The sequence below is a fragment of the Streptomyces sp. NPDC051987 genome, assembly GCF_040680735.1.
Lineage (GTDB): Bacteria > Actinomycetota > Actinomycetes > Streptomycetales > Streptomycetaceae > Streptomyces.
In genome coordinates, this window is sequence record NZ_JBFAXI010000027.1 from 1 (window position 1) to 17186 (window position 17186).

Sequence of the window (17186 nt, forward strand, 5' to 3'; positions counted from 1 at the left end):
TTCCGGATCGCCGACGGCGAGGAACTCGGCTACGGCGACCCCGAGCTGCGCGGCCATTCCTTCGAGTTCCGCATCAACGGCGAGGACCCGGGCCGGGGCTTCCTGCCCGCCCCCGGCACCGTCACCCGCTTCGACGCCCCCTCCGGCCCCGGCGTCCGCCTGGACGCGGGCGTGGAGGCCGGCTCGGTCATCGGCCCCGCCTGGGACTCCCTGCTGGCCAAGCTGATCGTCACCGGCCGCACCCGCGCCGAGGCCCTGCAGCGGGCCGCCCGCGCCCTGGACGAGTTCCAGGTCGAAGGCATGGCCACGGCCCTCCCCTTCCACCGGGCGGTGGTCCGGGACCCGGCCTTCACCGGCGATCCCTTCCGCATCCACACCCGGTGGATCGAGACCGAGTTCGTCAACGAGATCGAGGCCTTCACGCCCGATCCGGCCGCCGGTCCGCAGCCGGCGGAGGCCGGTCGCGAGACGGTGGTGGTCGAGGTCGGCGGACACCGGCTGGAGGTCTCGCTGCCCGCGGTGCTGGGGCCGGTCCCGGACCGGACGCTCGTGGGGGCGGCCGCCGCGCCCCGCAGTCGCCGCCGCACCGCCGGCGGCTCCGCGCCCGCCGCCTCCGGGGACACGCTCACCTCTCCCATGCAGGGCACCGTCGTCAAGGTCGCCGTCGCCGAGGGACAGACCGTCGAGAAGGGCGACCTGGTCGTCGTACTCGAGGCCATGAAGATGGAACAGCCGCTCACCGCGCACCGGTCCGGCACCGTGACCGGCATCGCCGCCGAGGTGGGACAGGCCCTCGCCGCAGGCGCCGCGATCTGCGACATCAAAGACTGATCGCAGACTGATCAAGACCGATCGAGGACTGATCGCTTTGGCAGCACTCAGCTATACCGACGCCATGAACGACGCCCTGGAGCGGCTGCGTTCCGTGGGGTACGAGCACGGGCGCAGCTACGTCAACCACGCCCCGATGGCAGCCGAGGCCCTGGCCCACATGGGATACGCCGACGAGGTGGCCGACTGGGTGGAGGGCCATCTGCGCAGCCACACCTTCCACGACGTCCCCGAGCGGCGGTTCACCCTCGACCCGGCCGACGAGGCCGACTGGCGGCAGGCGCTCGGCGAGTTCGGCCGGGTCGCCGACTGGACCACGCTGTTCGAGCGTGAACTCGCCGAGAGCGCGTGGACCGACGTCCTGGTCCGCTGGTGGCCCCGGCTGCTGCCCGGCATGTCCGGGGTGCTCACCCACGGGGTGATCCGCACCGCGCACGCGGTCCGGGCGGTGGTGACCGCGGGACCCGACAACCGCAGGCAACTGGCCGAACTGGCGCAGGGACTGGGGTACTGGGCGGCCCGCTACTCGGAGGGCGGGGTCCTCGTCGAGGAGGACGCCGACGGGGGAGGGGACAGTGCCGGCGAGGACGCGGTACGGGCGCTGGACGGGCTCGTCGCCGAGTTCTCCGGCATCTACGCCACGCTCGCGCTCCCGCACCCGATCCCGCTGATCCACTCCGTCACCGGGCCCGCCGCCGTACGGCTGGTGGTGGAGCACCTGCCGGCCGACCAGCGGTGGCCGTCGTACCGGGTGGCGCGGGCCGTCAGCCGCACGATGCTGGGCTGGTTCCACGCCGTGCCCCGGCCCGAGGTCCCGCTGCCGGCCGCCCCCGACCCGGCCGCCCTGTTCGCCGAGGCGGTCCAGATCGGCGACGAGCACGCCATCAAGCTCGCCGAAGTGGCCGTACGGCACGAGGCCCTGGCGCCCGACCCGCGGCACGCGGCGGCCGCGCACGTCGCCAACCGGGCGATCGGCCGCCTGTACCGCTGACAGTTCGTCTTCGCCGACGGTCTCCCCGACGGGGCCGTACGGAACCGTTCCCGAGGAGTGTCATGGACGCACAAGTCATCGTCGTGGGCGCCGGGCCGGCCGGCATGATGCTCGCGGGCGAGCTACGGCTCGCGGGCGCCGACGTCATCGTCCTGGAGAAGCTGCCCGCGCGCACCGGAGAGTCGCGCGGCCTCGGCTTCACCGCCCGCACCATGGAGGTCTTCGACCAGCGCGGACTGCTGCCCCGCTTCGGGGACATCGAGGTCAGCAACGTGGGCCACTTCGGCGGCCTGCCGGTCGACTTCGGTGTCCTCGACGGTGCGCACCAGGCTGCCAAAACGATCCCGCAGTCGGTCACCGAGACCGTCCTGGAGGAGTGGGCCGGCCGCCTCGGCGCGGACATCCGGCGCCGCCACGAGGTGCTGTCCGTCAAGGAGAAGGAGGACAGCGTCGAGGTCGAGGTGCGCGGACCCGAGGGCGTGCACCGGCTGCGCGCCGAGTACCTGGTCGGCTGCGACGGCGGCCGCTCCACCATCCGCAAGGCCGCCGGGTTCGACTTCCCCGGCACACCCTCGACGCTGGAGATGTACCTCGCCGACGTGAAGGGCATCGAGCTGGAGCCCCGGATGATCGGGGAGACCCTGCCCGGCGGGATGGTCATGGTCGGTCCGCTGCCCGGCGGCATCACCCGGCTGATCATCTGCGAGCGCGGCACCCCGCCGCAGCGCCGTGAGAAGCCGCCCACCTGGGCGGAGGCCGCGGCGGCCTGGCAGCGGCTGACCGGCGACGACATCTCGCACGCCGAGCCGGTCTGGGTGTCCTCCTTCGGCGACGGCACCCGCCTGGTCACCGAGTACCGGCGCGGCCGGATCCTGCTCGCCGGCGACTCCGCCCACATCCACCTGCCGGCCGGCGGCCAGGGCATGAACACCAGCATCCAGGACGCCGTGAACCTCGGCTGGAAACTGGGCGCGGTGGTGCGGGGGCGGGCGCCGGAGACGCTGCTCGACACCTACCACGACGAACGGCACCCGGTCGGGGAGCGGCTGATGATGAACACCCGGGCGCAGGGGCTGCTGTTCCTGTCCGGTCCCGAGGTGCAGCCGCTGCGCGACGTCCTCAACGAGCTGATCCGCTACCCCGAGGTCAGCAGGCACCTGGCGGCGATGGTGTCCGGGCTGGAGATCCACTACGACCTCGACGGGGGCGGGCATCCGCTGCTCGGCCGGCGCCTGCCGAACGTGCCGCTCACCGGGCATCGGAGGGTGGCCTCCAGCACGGAGGCGCTGCGCGCCGGGCGGGGCGTGCTGCTCGACCTCGCCGACAACGAGCGGCTGCGGGAGCGGGCGTGGGCCTGGCGAGACCGGGTGGATGTCGTGACGGCGGTGCCGGCCGACGGTGTGCTGGAGGGCACGTCCGCGGTGCTGGTGCGGCCCGACGGTTATGTGGCCTGGGCGGCGCCCGGGAGTCATGCGGATCTGCCGATGGCCCTTGAGCGGTGGTTCGGGCCTGCGCGCTGAGGGCGCCGCCGGGAGTGCCGGGTCGTGTCGTGTTGCGGCTGCCCCGCCGTCGTGGCCGGTCGCGCCCACGCGGCGGCAGCCGCAGATCAAATGCAGCCTCGCGCCCCTTTGTGGGGCGCATTTTGCTGGACCCCTCTAAGGAGTGAACCCCATGCACAGCACTCTGATCGTCGCCCGGATGGAACCGGGTAGCAGTGCGGAAGTCGCTCGGCTGTTCGCGGAGTTCGACCGGACCGAGATGCCGCATCTGATGGGCACGCGGCGTCGTGAGCTCTTCGCCTACCGCGGGCTGTACTTCCACCTCCAGAGCTTCGACACCGACAACGGCGGTGAGCTGATCGAGGAGGCCAAGAGCGATCCGCGGTTCGTGCGGATCAGCGAGGACCTCAAGCCGTTCATCCAGGCGTACGACCCCGCCACCTGGCGGTCCCCCGCCGACGCGGTCGCCACGCGCTTCTACGACTGGGAGGGCCGGGCGTGAACGCCAGGCGAGTGGTCATCACCGGGGTCGGCGTCATCGCCCCCGGCGGTGTCGGCACCAAGAACTTCTGGAACCTGCTCAGCGAGGGCCGCACCGCGACCCGCGGCATCACCTTCTTCGACCCGTCGTCCTTCCGGTCCCGGGTCGCCGCCGAGGTCGACTTCGACCCGGAGGAGCACGGGCTGAGCCCGCAGGAGATACGGCGGATGGACCGGGCGGCGCAACTGGCCGTCGTCAGCGCCCGCGAGGCCCTGGCCGACAGCGGGCTCGACCTGTCCGGCGCCGACCCCTACCGGGTCGGGGTCAGCATCGGCAGCGCGGTCGGCGCCACCATGGGCCTGGACCAGGAGTACCGGGTGGTCAGCGACGGCGGCCGGCTCGACCTCGTCGACCACACGTACGCCGTCCCGCACCTCTACAACTACCTGGTGCCCAGCTCGTTCGCCGCGGAGGTGGCCTGGGCCGTGGGCGCGGAGGGCGCGGCCACGGTCGTCTCCACCGGGTGCACGTCGGGGCTCGACTCCGTGGGCCATGCCGTCGAGCTGATCCGTGAGGGCTCCGCCTGCGCGATGATCGCCGGCGCCACCGACGCCCCGATCTCCCCGATCACCCTGGCCTGCTTCGACGCCATCAAGGCCACCACCCCGCGCAACGACGACCCCGAGCACGCCTCCCGCCCCTTCGACGGCACCCGCAACGGGTTCGTGCTGGGGGAGGGGTCGGCCGTGTTCGTCCTGGAGGAGCTGGAGGGGGCACGGGCCCGCGGGGCGCACATCTACGCGGAGATCGCCGGCTACGCCTCCCGCTGCAACGCCTTCCACATGACCGGGCTGCGGCCCGACGGCGCGGAGATGGCCGAGGCCATCACGGTCGCCCTCGACGAGGCGCACCTGAACCCCGAGGCGATCGACTACATCAACGCGCACGGCTCCGGCACCAAGCAGAACGACCGGCACGAGACCGCCGCGTTCAAGAAGAGCCTCGGCGACCACGCCTACCGGACCCCGGTCTCCTCGATCAAGTCGATGGTCGGGCACTCGCTCGGCGCGATCGGCTCCATCGAGATCGCCGCGTCCGTCCTCGCCATGGAGCACAGCGTCGTGCCCCCGACGGCCAACCTGCACACCCCCGACCCCGAGTGCGACCTGGACTACGTGCCGCTCACGGCACGTGAGCACCGTACCGACGCGGTGCTCACCGTGGGCAGCGGGTTCGGTGGCTTCCAGAGCGCGATGGTGCTCGCCCGACCGGAGAGGAGCACCGCCGCATGAGCACGCGGACCGTGGTGACCGGGCTCGGCATCGCCGCGCCCAACGGACTCGGCACGGACGACTACTGGGCCGCCACCCGCGCCGGGAAGAGCGGGATCGGCCGCATCACGCGGTTCGACCCGTCCGGCTACCCGGCGAAACTGGCCGGTGAGGTGCCCGGGTTCAGCGCCGGGGAGCACCTGCCGAGCCGGCTGCTCGCGCAGACCGACCACATGACCCGCCTCGCGCTCGTCGCGACGGACTGGGCGCTGGCCGACGCGGACGTCAGCCCGGCCGACCTGCCCGCCTACGACATGGGCGTCGTCACCGCCAGCTCCTCCGGCGGCTTCGAGTTCGGGCAGGGGGAACTGCAGAAGCTGTGGAGCAAGGGCAGTCAGTTCGTCTCGGCATACCAGTCGTTCGCCTGGTTCTACGCCGTCAACAGCGGCCAGATCTCCATCCGCAACGGGATGAAGGGCCCCAGCGGGGTGGTCGTCTCCGATCAGGCCGGCGGCCTTGAGGCGCTCGCGCACGCACGCCGGCAGATCCGCAAGGGGACACAGCTCATCGTCTCCGGGGCGATCGACGCGTCCATCTGCCCGTGGGGATGGGTGGCGCAGCTCGCCAGCGACCGGCTGTCCACGTCGGAGGAGCCGGACCGGTCGTACCTGCCGTTCGACCCCGCGGCGGCCGGGCACGTGGCCGGCGAGGGCGGGGCCATCCTGATCCTGGAGGCCGCGGAGACCGCCGCACGGCGGGGCGCCCGGGTGTACGGGGAGATCGCGGGGTACGGCGCGACGTTCGACCCGGCGCCGGGCAGCGAACGGCCGCCGGGGCTGCGCAAGGCGATCGAGCTGGCGCTCGCGGACGCGGGGGCCGACGCGGCCGACGTGGACGTGGTGTTCGCCGACGCGGCGGCCGTGCCGGAGCTGGACCGGGTGGAGGCGGACGCGATCAGTGACGTGTTCGGGCCGCACGGGGTGCCGGTGACCGCGCCGAAGACGATGACGGGGCGGCTCTACTCGGGAGCGGCGCCGCTGGATGTCGCGACGGCGCTGCTGGCCGTCCGGGACGGGGTGGTGCCGGCGACCGTGAACGTCTCGCCGGAGGCGGGGTACGACCTCGACCTGGTGGTGGGCGAACCGCGGCAGACCGAGGTGCGGACGGCGCTGGTGCTGGCGCGGGGCTACGCCGGGTTCAACTCGGCGATGGTCGTCCGGGCGTAGCGCTCCCGCCGCAGGGGCTCGCGCCCCGACGCGGCCGCGGGCCGGTGGGGCTTCCCGCGCAGTTCCCCGCGCCCCTTGCGGGGCACTGCCCAGCCGCGGCTGCTCGTGACGCTTCTGCGCCGCGGGCAGGTGTGCCGTCCACGGGTTCGCGCCCCGACGCGGCCGCGGGCCCGTGGGGCTTCCCGCGCAGTTCCCCGCGCCCCTTGCGGGGCGCTGCCCAGCCGCGGGCAGGTGGGTGCGGCGGCATGCGGCGAGCGCCGGTGAGCGTCCCCACCCCCCGGTCCCGGCCTCGGGCCCGCTCAACCAGACCCGCCCGTCCTGGCCGGCCCCTCCCTCTCTCCCACGCCCGGGGCCGGTCGGACGGGCGTTCCCATTCGCAGTCGTGAAAGGAAGATCACCGTGGCAACCCAGTCCTTCACCCTGGACGACCTCAAGCGGATCCTGCTGGAGGCCGCCGGCGCCGACGAGAGCGTCGATCTCGACGGGGACATCCTCGACACCGACTTCGAGGAGCTCAGCTACGAGTCCCTCGCCATCCTGGAGACCTGCGGGCGCATCGAGCGGGAGTACGACATCACGCTCGACGACACCGTGGTGACCGAGGCCAGGACGCCCCGCGAGCTCCTGGCGCTCGTCAACGCACAGCTCGGCGACGTCGCCGCCGCGGCCTGACCTCTCTCCTCTCCCCTTCCCCTCCGCGGCCGTCGGCGCCCGCCCTGACCGGGCGCCGGCGGCCTTCCCACGCCCCTGAAAGGGAGCCGCAGACATGTCCGAACAGCAGCAGAGGGTCGCCCTGGTCTCCGGGGCCACCAGCGGAATCGGTCTCGCCACGGCACGCCTGCTGGCCCAGCAGGGCCACCGCGTCTTCATCGGCTCCCGCGACGCCGGGAACGTCGAGCGGACCGTGAAGGAACTGCGCGAGGAAGGCCTCGACGTCGACGGCACGGTCCTCGACGTGCGGTCCGCGCTGTCCATCGAGAACTTCGTGCGGGCCGCCGTGGAGCGGTACGGCACCGTCGACGTGCTGGTCAACAACGCCGGCCGGTCCGGCGGCGGGGTGACCGCCGACATCGACGACGAGCTGTGGTACGACGTCGTCGAGACCAACCTCAACAGCGTCTTCCGCCTCACCCGCGCCGCCCTCACCACCGGCGGCATGCGCGAGAAGAGCCGGGGACGGATCATCAACATCGCGTCCACGGCCGGCAAGCAGGGCGTCGTCCTCGGGGCGCCGTACTCCGCCTCCAAGCACGGCGTGGTCGGCTTCACCAAGGCCCTCGGCAACGAGCTGGCCCCCACCGGCATCACCGTCAACGCCGTCTGCCCGGGGTACGTCGAGACGCCCATGGCGCAGCGGGTGCGCGCCGGTTACGCCGCCGCGTACGACACCAGCGAGGACGCCATCCGCGAGAAGTTCACCGCGAAGATCCCGCTCGGCCGCTACTCCACCCCCGAGGAGGTCGCCGGTCTCGTCGGCTACCTCGCCTCCGACACCGCCGCCTCCATCACCGCGCAGGCCCTCAACGTCTGCGGCGGCCTCGGCAACTTCTGAAACCCCCGGCATCCTCTAGGAGTTCACCCATGTCCCAGCCGAAGGAAGTCGAGCACGAGATCACGATCTCGGCGCCGGCCGCCGAGGTCTACCGGCTGATCGCCGACGTGGCCAACTGGCCGCGGATCTTCCCGCCGACCATCTACGTCGACCACCTGGAGCGCTCCGGGAACGAGGAGCTCATCGGCATCTGGGCCACCGCCAACGGCCAGGCCAAGAACTGGACCTCGCGCCGCGTCCTCGACCCCGAGGGCCTGCGGATCACCTTCCGGCAGACCGTCTCCACCCCGCCCGTCGCGAGCATGGGCGGCACCTGGATCATCGAGCCGCTCGACGAGGGCACCTCGCGCGTGCGGCTGCTGCACGACTACACCGCCGTCGACGACGACCCGGCCGGGCTCGCCTGGATCGACGAGGCCGTCGACCGCAACTCCCGCTCCGAGCTGGCCGCGCTGAAGACCAACGTCGAACTCGCCACCGCCTCGCAGGAGCTGACGTTCTCCTTCGAGGACACCGTCCGGGTCGACGGGGCGGCCAAGGACCTCTACGACTTCGTCAACGAGGCCGACCGCTGGTCCGAGCGGCTGCCGCACGTGGCGACCGTCCGGCTCACCGAGGACACCCCGGGCCTGCAGACCCTGGAGATGGACACCCGCGCCAAGGACGGCTCGACGCACACCACCAAGTCGTACCGGGTCTGCCTGGACGGCCGGAAGATCGCCTACAAGCAGACCACCCTGCCGGCCCTGATGAACCTGCACACCGGCTACTGGACCTTCCGCGAGACCGACGAGGGCACCTTCGCCTCCTCGCAGCACACCGTCGTGCTGCGTCCCGAGAACATCGCGAAGATCCTGGGTCCCGACGCGGGCGTCGCCGAGGCCCGTGAGTACGTGCAGGGCGCGCTCAGCACCAACAGCCGCGCCACCCTGAACCACGCCAAGGCGTACGCCGAAGCGAGGCGCTGACCCATGGCCGGTGCCGACGCGTTCGACACGCACGTCCTGGTGGTCGGCGCCGGACCCGTCGGGCTGATGCTCGCCGGGGAACTGCGCCTCGGCGGCGCCGACGTGACCGTCCTGGAACGGCTGGCCGCGCCCACGACGGAGTCCCGGGCGTCCACCCTGCACGCCCGGACGATGGAACTGCTGCTCCAGCGCGGGCTGCTGGACGGCCCCGGCGGCTTCGCCGACCCCGAGCCGCCGCCGCACGAGCCCCGCGGCCACTTCGGCGGGCTCCCCCTCGACCTCACCCTGCCCAGCAGCCACCCCGGGCAGTGGAAGGTCCCGCAGACCCGCACCGAGGAACTCCTCGGCGCCTGGGCCGAGCGGCTCGGCGCGCGGGTCCTGCGGGGCCATGAGGTCCTGGAACTGGTGCAGTTGCCGGACCACGTCCGAGTCCTCGCCGAACACCAGGGCGCGCGCCGGGAGTTCACCGCCCGGTACGTCGTCGGCTGCGACGGCGAGCAGTCCGCCGTGCGGCGTCTCGCGGGCATCGCCTTCCCCGGCAACGACGCCGAACGGGAACTGATCCGCGCCGACGTCGACGGCATCGACATCCCCAACCGGCGGTTCCAGCGGCTGCCGAACGGGCTCGCCATCGCCGCCCGGCGCGGGGACGGCGTCACCCGGGTGATGGTCCACCGCTTCGGCACCCCGCCGCGCGCGGGGCAGGCCGGCTTCGCCGACATCGTCACCGCCTGGCGGGAGGTCACCGGCGAGGACATCGCCCACGGCACCCCGCTGTGGGTCAACTCCTTCGGCGACGCCTCCCGGCAGGCCGAGCACTACCGCGCGGGCCGCGTGCTGCTCGCCGGCGACGCGGCCCACCAGCAGATGCCGATCGGCGGCCAGGCCCTCAACCTCGGCCTCCAGGACGCCGTGAACCTCGGCTGGAAACTCGCGGCCACCGTCCGCGGCCGGGCTCCGGCGGGGCTGCTGGACACCTACCACGACGAACGGCACGCCGTCGGCCGCCGTGTCCTGTCCAACATCCGCGCCCAGGCGCGGCTGCTGCTCGGCGGGCCCGAGGTGGAGTCGCTGCGCTCGGTCGTCGGCGAACTCACGTCGTACGAGAGGGTCCGGGCGCACCTCGCCGGCATGATCAGCGGCCTCGACGTGCGGTACGGGGACGACGAGAACGCGCTGGTCGGCGCGCGACTGCCCGAGACGCGGCTCGACTCGGGCGCGACCACGGCCGAACTGCTCTGTTCCGCACGCGGGTTGCTGCTGGTGACCGACCCCGCGCTCGGCGGGGCGGCGGCGGACAGGTCGGCGTCCGTGGACACGGTCGTCACCCGTCCCACGGGGCCCCTCGACGGCCACGCCGCCGTGCTCGTACGCCCGGACGGCTACGTCGCCTGGGCCGGCGACACGGCGGACGGCCTGCGCGCGGCCCTCGACCGCTGGTTCGCACCCGACCTCCCGCGTCCCTCCCACACACCACAACCAACCGTCAGGAGAAGGAAGATGGGCAACCTGACCGGAAAGACCGCGCTCGTCACCGGCGCCAGCCGGGGCATGGGCCGGGCCACCGCCGAACGGCTGGCCGCCGACGGCGCGCTGGTCGCCGTGCACTACGGCACCAGTGCGGAGGCAGCCGCCGAGGTGGTCGCCGGGATCGAGAAGGACGGCGGGCGGGCGTTCGCCGTCGGGGCCGAACTGGGCACGCCCGGCGACGTCCACGAGCTGTTCCTCGCGCTGGAGGCGGGACTCAAGGAGCGCACCGGCGACACCGAGCTGAACATCCTGGTCAACAACGCGGGCGTGATGGGCGGGGTCAAGGCCGAGGACACCACGCCGGAGCAGTTCGACCGGATCTTCGCCGTCAACGCCAGGGCGCCGTTCTTCGTCATCCAGCGGGCGCTCGCCAACATGCCCGACGGCGGCCGGATCGTGAACATCTCCTCCGGGCTGACCCGGTTCGCCAACCCCGACGAGATCGCCTACGCGATGAGCAAGGGCGCCGTGGAGCAACTGGCGCTGCACTTCGCCAAGTTGCTGGGCCCGCGCGGGATCACCGTGAACAGCGTCGCGCCGGGCATCACCCGCAACGGCAACCCGCTGTTCGACATCCCCGAGGCCGTCGAGGCCATGTCCGCGCTGTCCGCCTTCAACCGCGTCGGCGAGCCGCAGGACGTCGCCGACGTCATCGCCTTCCTCGTCTCCGACGACGCCCGCTGGGTCACCGGCTCCTTCGTCGACGCGAGCGGCGGCACGCTCCTCGGGTGACGCGGTGACGACGACCCTTCCGGCTCCGGCCGCCACCGGCCGGCTGTGGGGGCTGCTGCTCGTCCTCGCCGGCAACATGCTCATCGACGCGCTGGAGGTGTCCGTGGCGGTGGTGGCGCTGCCCGCCATCGGCACGGACCTGGGGCAGCCGCCGACGGTCACCCAGTGGGCGATGACCGGCTTCGCGGCCGGCTTCGGCGGCCTGCTCCTCTTCGGCGCCCGCGTGGTCACCCTGCTCGGCCGCCGACGCGTCTACCTGGCCGCCCTCCTCGCCTTCGCCGCCGCCTCCGCCCTCAGCGCCCTCGCCCACGACCCCTGGCTCCTGCTGGCCACCCGCCTGCTCAAGGGCTTCTGCGCCGCCCTGACGGCCCCCACCGGCCTGGCCATCATCACCTCCGCCTTCCCGGAGGGCCGCCCACGCACCCGGGCGGTCTCCGTCTACACCCTCTTCGGCGCGGGCGGCTTCACCACGGGCCTCCTCCTCTCCGGCTGGCTGACCGAAACCTCCTGGCGCTATGCCTTCGCCTTCCCGGCCCCGGTGGTCCTCCTGCTCTTCGCCTTCGGACTCCGCCTGATCCCGAACGAGCACCCCGCCCCCAGCACACCGAACGAGACCCCCCCGAAGGACCTGGGCACACCAACCGCCCTGAAGGGACCGGCCGTCTCGACCGAGGCTGCGCTGAGCGCCCTGAAGGGGCGCGGGGAACTGCGCGACCAGCCCCCACCTCCCCGCACCCGAACAACGGCCCGGAACTTCGGCATCCCCAGCGCCCTCACCTTCCTGGGAGCCCTCCTGGCCCTGGTCCAGGGCATCACCCAACTCCCCACCCACCCCTGGACCACCCCGCAGACCGCCGCCCCCCTCACCGCGGCCCTCCTCCTCCTGCTGCTGTTCCGGCACATCGAGCACCGCTCCACCGCCCCCCTCCTGAACATCGGCCCCTCGCTGCGCCGCAACCCCGCCCTGCTCCGCTCCGCCGCCGGCGCCGCCTGTCTCAACGGCTCCTACCTGGGCCTCCTGTTCGTGCTGACGTACCAGACCCAGACCCTCGCCGGCTGGTCCCCCCTCCGCACCGCGCTCGCCCTGCTCCCCGCCGCCGCGCCCCCGGCGCTCACCGCACTGGTCTCCGGCCGCCTGGTCACCAGGTTCGGCGCCCCCCGCCTCATCGCGGCCGGCGCCGCCTGCGCCTTCGCCGGCTTCCTGCTGCAACTGCGCCCGCACGCCTGGCCGTTGGACTACCCGGGCCGGATGCTCCCGACGCTTCTCCTCGTCGGCGTCGCCTTCGTGCTCTCCTTCGCCGCGCTCAACATGCAGGCGATGTCCCGCCTCACCCCCGCCGACCGGCTCACCGGCAGCGGCCTGTACCAGACGGCCGTCCAGCTCGCCGCGCTCCTCGCGGTCGCCCTCGTCGCCGCCCTGCTCGCCGCCCACACGCCGGCGCCCGGCGCCGGTCCGGCCGCCGCGGCCGCCGCCTGCCGGCCGGCGCTGACCCTGGTCGCCGCCCTCGGCTTCCTGGGCCTGCTGGCCGGCCTCACCGGCCTGACCCGCACCGCGACCCCACCCGCGACCACACCCTCCTCACTCCACCACGGGGAATGACCATGGACCAGACAACCCAGACCTGGGTCTTCGACGACCTGGACGACGAACTCGACGACCTCGACTACGAGTTCGAGCACGACGAGATCGTCGAGGTGGTGCCGCCCAGCCTCACGCACCTCGCCTCCGTCGGCCTCGCCGAACGCACCCGGCTCATCGACGCGTACGTCCGCGGCGAGCTCGCCCGGGTGCTGCGGGTGACCCCGGAGAGCATCGACACCGTGGGCCGTCCGATGAACAGCCTGGGCATCGGGTCCATCACCGGCCTGGAACTGCAGCGCCGGATGGAGGCCGCGCTCCGCGTCGACGTCAACCTCAACCGGCTGCTGCGCGCCAACAGCGCCGCCGAGCTGGTCGACTGCCTCGCCGGACAGCTCGGCCCGGAGGACAGCCCGCACAAGCACGCCGGCCGGGACGAGCACCACCTGGTCGCGCACGACGTGCCGAGCCCGAGGTGATCGGGGAGATGCCGGTCCTGGAGTTCGGCCCGGCGGCCACCGGCCTCGCCGCCGGGCCGGGACTGCCCGCCGCCGGGCAGCTGGACGTCTGGCTGGTCCGCCGGGCCGCCCTGGAGACCGCGGCCGAGCTGCTCGACCTGTCCGAGCTGAGCGAGCCGGAGCGCCGGCGGACCGCGTCCTTCGTCCGGCCCGCGGACGGGGTGACGTACGCCTCCGCGCATGTCGCCCTGCGCCGGCTGCTCGGCGCCTACCTGGGGCTGGCCCCGCGGGACGTGCCGTTCGTGCGCGAGCCCTGTCCGGGCTGCGCCGAGCCGCACGGCCGTCCGGCGGTGGCCCACCCCGACCCGCCGCTGCACTTCTCGCTCGCGCACAGCCACGGCATGGCCGTGGTCGCCGTCTCCCGTACGGTCGTCGGCGCCGACGTGGAGCGGCTGCCGCGCGCCGAGACCGTCGAGGTCTGCACCCCCGCACTGCACCCTGGGGAGCAGGCGGAGCTCGCCGCGCTCGACGACGCCGGGGAGCGGCGCGCCGCCTTCGGGCGGCTGTGGACCCGCAAGGAGGCCTATCTCAAGGCGCTCGGCACCGGGCTCTCCCGCGACCCCGGCCACGACTACCTGGGCGCCGACCCGCACCGCAGGCCGGCCGGCTGGACGCTGCTCGACCTGCCGTCCGGGCCCCGGCACAACGCGGCCGTCGCGGTGCGCGGCGCGGCGCCCGACCAGGTCACCGTGCGCTGGGTGCCGCCGACCGCGCTGCACGCGGGCGGGACGGTCGACCTGGACGCCGACGGGACGGTGGGCGTGCCGGTGGCCGTACCCGCGGCTGCGCCCGTGCCTGCGCCCGTGCCTGTGGGTGTGACCACCCGAGTATCCGACTGGGGAGCGTGACCCGCCAATGTCACTCGAACAGAAAGCCGATCGTGGGGCCGGGCGCCCGAGCCTGCACGACCGTGAGCACCGCGGTCAGTGGACCGCGGCCGAGCGCATCGAGGAGCTCGGCCTGATGAAGGAGGCGGCCCGGCACGGCGACCCGCTCGCCACCGAGCGCCAGCACGCCAAGGGCAAGCTCACCGCGTACGAGCGTATCGAACTCCTGCTCGATGAAGGGTCGTTCAATGAGGTCGAGATGCTCCGCCGCCACCGCGCCACCGGCTTCGGCCTGGAGAAGAAGCGGCCGTACACCGACGGGGTGATCACCGGCTGGGGCACGGTCCACGGCCGTACCGTCTTCGTCTACGCGCACGACTTCCGCATCTTCGGCGGCGCCCTCGGCGAGGCCCACGCCCAGAAGATCCACAAGATCATGGACATGGCCATGGCGGCCGGCGCGCCGCTCGTGTCGCTGAACGACGGCGCCGGCGCCCGCATCCAGGAGGGTGTCTCCGCCCTCGCCGGCTACGGCGGCATCTTCCAGCGCAACACCCGCGCCTCCGGGGTGATTCCGCAGATCAGCGTGATGCTCGGCCCGTGCGCGGGCGGCGCCGCCTACTCGCCCGCCCTGACCGACTTCGTCTTCATGGTGCGGGACATCGCCCAGATGTTCATCACCGGACCGGACGTGGTGAAGGCGGTGACCGGCGAGGAGATCACCCAGAACGACCTCGGCGGCGCCGACGTCCACGCCGGCGCCTCAGGGGTGGCCCACTTCGCCTACGACGACGTGCGAAGCTGCCTGGAGGACGTGCGGCACCTGCTGTCGCTGCTGCCGTCCAACAACCGTGAACTGCCGCCCCGGTCGGCGACCACCGACCCGGCGGACCGCCGGACCGACCGGGTGCTGGAGCTGGTCCCGGACGACCCCGGGCGGGTCTACGACATCCGGACCGTCATCGAGGAGATCGTCGACGACGGCGACTACTTCGAGGTCCAGCCCGACTGGGCCACCAACGTGGTGTGCGCGCTGTCCCGGCTGGACGGCGAGGTCGTCGGCCTGGTCGCCAGCCAGCCCGCCTCCTTCGCCGGCGTCCTGGACATCGACGCCAGCGAAAAGGCGGCGCGGTTCGTGCAGTTCTGCGACGCCTTCAACATCCCGCTGGTCACCCTGATCGACGTCCCCGGCTTCCTGCCCGGCGTGGACCAGGAGCACAACGGCATCATCCGGCGCGGCGCCAAGCTGCTCTACGCGTACTGCAACGCCACCGTGCCGCGGATCTCCCTGGTGCTGCGCAAGGCGTACGGCGGCGCGTACATCGTCATGGACTCCCGGTCCATCGGCACCGACCTCGCCCTCGCCTGGCCGTCCAACGAGATCGCCGTGATGGGCGCGGAGGGCGCCGCGAACGTCATCTTCCGCCGGGAGATCGCCGCATCGGACGACCCCGAGTCCACCCGGGCCCAGAAGATCAAGGAGTACCAGGCGGAGCTGATGCACCCCTACTACGCGGCCGAGCGCGGTCTGATCGACGACGTCATCGACCCGCGCGAGACCCGCTCCACCCTCATCCGCGCCCTCGCGATGCTGCGCAGCAAGCAGGCCGACCTGCCGTGCCGCAAGCACGGCAACCCGCCGCAGTGAGCGCCCCGGAGACCGCGGGCGACGCGGACGGCGCGGACGGCGCGGACGGCGCGCTGGTCATCAGGATCGTGAAGGGGCAGGCGAGCCCCGCCGAGCTCGCCGCCCTCACCACCGTCCTGCTCGCCCGCGCGGCCGCCCTGGCCGCGGTGCACCCCTGCCCCCTGGAACCCCGCCCGGTGGCCGGCTGGCGCCGACCGGAACGCCTCCCCATTCATCGCGACCCCCGCGGCTGGCGCCTCACAGGCACCCGAGCGGCCTGACCGACGCCGAGCGGTCCGGCCGGCGGCCGTTCTCCCGCGCGGCGCAGCCACGGTCGTGCGGCTCTGCCGGTGGTGCCGGGTGGCGTGATCGGCCTTCTCCAACCGAATCCCCGACGAATCGAAAGTCACGGACCCCATGACCTCCCCGACCACCACGTCCCTCGACCACGCCGCCACGCTCTCCCATCTGCGCTCCGAACTCGACGCCCTGCGTGCCGAGTTCGGAGCGCTCGCCGACCGTGCGGCGGTCGCGGAGCTGATCGACCGCTACATCACCCTGCTCGACACCCAGGACGACCACGGCTTCGACCCCACCTGGCCGGCCACGGTCTTCACCCCGGACTGCCGGCTGGAGTTCCCGGTCGGCACCGTCGAAGGCCGCGACCAGGCCGCCGCCTTCCACCACGACCGCAAGTCCCGCTTCGCCCGCACCCACCACCTGGCCGCCAACTACGGCATCCACGTGGCGGGGGACACCGCCCGCGTCCGCGTCCACCTCATCGCGTCCCATGTGCACCACGAGGACGGCCCGGACCCGGACGGCCGCTTCGACATCGGCGGCTACAGCGAGGGCGAGGCGGTCCGCACCCCGGACGGCTGGCGGCTGCGCCGCTGGCGGTTCCGGCTGCTGTGGTCCGACGGCGCCGGCCCCCGCCCCGGCCCCGACCCCCGCGCACTGCGCAGCTCCCAGCCCCGACCACGCCAGACGAAAGGATGAGCCCGTGTCAGGCATACCAGCCACCTCCGCGCTGAACCTGGGCGCCCTGCGCGACACCTCAGGCGACGACCGCAGGCAGGTGTTCGAGACGTTCCTGTGCCGCAAGCTCGCCCAGCACCTGGACATCCCCCCGGCCCACCGCATCGCCCGCAACCGCCCGCTCTACACCCAGGGCATCGACTCCCTCACCGCGCTGACCCTCCAGCGCACCCTGGAGTCGGCCCTGAACATCCCGGTACCGGCCCACCACCTGCTGCGCGAGCAGTCGGTGGGCGAACTGGCCGCGACCCTGAGCGACCTGGTCGACCGGGCCTGACACCCGGGTGCCGGAGGCCACCGGTGACCGTGCTCGTCCCACCGGTGGCCCCCGGCACCCGGGCCTCGTGACAACGTTGTCCAACTCACCGCTGCATCGTCCCGTGCCCGTCGCCCTTCACCGCCGACGACTGGCAGCGTTTGCGGAGCCTGAGGACGCGGTACGACCCGGACGGCGTCTCCTGCTCCTACCTGTCACCGGACGAGACCTCCAGGACCGGACCGCGCCGACCGGTGCCC

17 protein-coding genes are annotated in these 17186 nt (G+C 73.1%); all 17 read left to right on the plus strand.

Going from position 1 to position 17186, the window contains the following annotated elements; genetic code table 11:
* A partial coding sequence (locus AB0M11_RS16910; protein WP_365706018.1) for a biotin/lipoyl-containing protein occupies positions 1-831 on the plus strand: 831 nt, incomplete at its 5' end.
* A 64-nt stretch (positions 832-895) separates the two neighbouring features.
* Positions 896-1822: a hypothetical protein gene (locus AB0M11_RS16915; RefSeq protein ID WP_365706020.1), complete on the plus strand. Its 927-nt coding sequence runs from the start codon at positions 896-898 to the stop codon at positions 1820-1822.
* 62 nt (positions 1823-1884) lie between these two features.
* The gene (locus tag AB0M11_RS16920) at positions 1885-3342 is read left to right on the plus strand and encodes an FAD-dependent monooxygenase (RefSeq protein WP_365706022.1); all 1458 of its coding nucleotides are present in this window, start codon (positions 1885-1887) and stop codon (positions 3340-3342) included.
* 151 nt (positions 3343-3493) lie between these two features.
* Entirely contained in the window at positions 3494-3823 is a 330-nt protein-coding gene (locus tag AB0M11_RS16925; RefSeq protein ID WP_365706024.1) for a TcmI family type II polyketide cyclase, read from the plus strand.
* Entirely contained in the window at positions 3820-5094 is a 1275-nt protein-coding gene (locus AB0M11_RS16930) for a beta-ketoacyl-[acyl-carrier-protein] synthase family protein (protein WP_365706026.1), read from the plus strand. The genes AB0M11_RS16925 and AB0M11_RS16930 overlap by 4 nt, the downstream gene beginning before the upstream one ends.
* Positions 5091-6299, plus strand: coding sequence for a ketosynthase chain-length factor (locus tag AB0M11_RS16935; RefSeq protein ID WP_365706027.1), 1209 nt, complete (start codon positions 5091-5093; stop codon positions 6297-6299). Before AB0M11_RS16930 ends, AB0M11_RS16935 begins: the two co-directional genes overlap by 4 nt.
* 399 nt (positions 6300-6698) lie before the next feature.
* Positions 6699-6971 carry an acyl carrier protein gene (locus tag AB0M11_RS16940; protein WP_234535818.1) on the plus strand — a complete coding sequence of 91 codons (273 nt, stop codon included), beginning with the start codon at positions 6699-6701 and terminating at the stop codon, positions 6969-6971.
* A gap of 94 nt (positions 6972-7065) precedes the next feature.
* Positions 7066-7851, plus strand: coding sequence for a 3-oxoacyl-ACP reductase FabG (gene fabG, locus AB0M11_RS16945; protein WP_365706030.1), 786 nt, complete (start codon positions 7066-7068; stop codon positions 7849-7851).
* Between the two features lie 29 nt (positions 7852-7880).
* Entirely contained in the window at positions 7881-8819 is a 939-nt protein-coding gene (locus AB0M11_RS16950; RefSeq protein WP_365706032.1) for an aromatase/cyclase, read from the plus strand.
* Between the two features lie 3 nt (positions 8820-8822).
* Complete coding sequence (locus AB0M11_RS16955) at positions 8823-11081, plus strand: SDR family oxidoreductase (protein ID WP_365706034.1); 2259 nt, start codon at positions 8823-8825, stop codon at positions 11079-11081.
* Positions 11082-11085: 4 nt separating this feature from the next.
* A complete protein-coding gene (locus AB0M11_RS16960) occupies positions 11086-12681 on the plus strand; it encodes an MFS transporter (RefSeq protein WP_365706036.1) in 1596 nt (531 codons plus the stop codon).
* A gap of 2 nt (positions 12682-12683) precedes the next feature.
* Positions 12684-13139, plus strand: a complete 456-nt coding sequence (locus AB0M11_RS16965; protein ID WP_365706038.1) for an acyl carrier protein — start codon at positions 12684-12686, stop codon at positions 13137-13139.
* A gap of 8 nt (positions 13140-13147) precedes the next feature.
* Positions 13148-14026 carry a 4'-phosphopantetheinyl transferase superfamily protein gene (locus AB0M11_RS16970; RefSeq protein WP_365706040.1) on the plus strand — a complete coding sequence of 293 codons (879 nt, stop codon included), beginning with the start codon at positions 13148-13150 and terminating at the stop codon, positions 14024-14026.
* A 115-nt stretch (positions 14027-14141) separates the two neighbouring features.
* The gene (locus tag AB0M11_RS16975) at positions 14142-15653 is read left to right on the plus strand and encodes an acyl-CoA carboxylase subunit beta (protein ID WP_365706149.1); all 1512 of its coding nucleotides are present in this window, start codon (positions 14142-14144) and stop codon (positions 15651-15653) included.
* The gene (locus tag AB0M11_RS16980) at positions 15650-15913 is read left to right on the plus strand and encodes an acyl-CoA carboxylase subunit epsilon (protein ID WP_365706042.1); all 264 of its coding nucleotides are present in this window, start codon (positions 15650-15652) and stop codon (positions 15911-15913) included. The genes AB0M11_RS16975 and AB0M11_RS16980 overlap by 4 nt, the downstream gene beginning before the upstream one ends.
* Before the next feature lie 136 nt (positions 15914-16049).
* On the plus strand, positions 16050-16631 hold the full coding sequence (locus AB0M11_RS16985; protein WP_365706044.1) for a nuclear transport factor 2 family protein: 582 nt from the start codon (positions 16050-16052) through the stop codon (positions 16629-16631).
* Between the two features lie 4 nt (positions 16632-16635).
* Positions 16636-16947: an acyl carrier protein gene (locus AB0M11_RS16990; RefSeq protein ID WP_365706046.1), complete on the plus strand. Its 312-nt coding sequence runs from the start codon at positions 16636-16638 to the stop codon at positions 16945-16947.
* Positions 16948-17186 lie beyond the last annotated feature (239 nt).